General features: G+C 67.0%; 1 protein-coding gene. It reads left to right on the top strand.

What is annotated here, in order from left to right; all coding sequences use genetic code 11:
* Window positions 1–39 precede the first annotated feature (39 nt).
* On the top strand, window positions 40–460 hold a 421-nt coding region (locus QC029_RS31340), incomplete at its 3' end, for an NAD(P)/FAD-dependent oxidoreductase (RefSeq protein ID WP_279559091.1).

Genomic DNA, 460 nt, shown 5'->3' with positions numbered 1-460 from the left:
ACCATGGATAGGGTCGACTGCGTCGTCATCGGAGCCGGCGTGGTCGGGCTCGCGGTGGCTCGAAAGCTCGCCCAGGCCGGGCGCGAGGTGATCGTGCTCGAGGAGGCGGAGGCCATCGGCACCATCACCTCCTCGCGCAACAGCGAGGTGATTCATGCCGGCATCTACTACCGCGCCGGAAGCTGGATGGCGCGCATGTGCGTCGACGGCAAGCACGCGCTGTACCGCTACTGCGGCGAGCGCGGCATCCCGCACAGGAATTGCGGCAAGCTGATCGTCGCGACCAACCCGAAAGAGACCGAGAAGCTGCAATCGATCAAGGCGCATGCCGAGGCCAATGGGGTGCTCGACATGCAACTGCTCGCGGGCGAAGCTGCACGCGCGCTGGAGCCGGCGCTCGCCTGCGACGCAGCGCTGCTCTCGCCGTCGACCGGCATCATCGACAGCCATGCCTACATGC

The organism is Streptomyces sp. DH37, assembly GCF_029813835.1.
Taxonomy (GTDB): domain Bacteria; phylum Actinomycetota; class Actinomycetes; order Streptomycetales; family Streptomycetaceae; genus Streptomyces.
The sequence above is the reverse complement of the archived record's forward strand: the minus strand, read 5'-3'. Positions and strand labels throughout refer to the sequence as shown.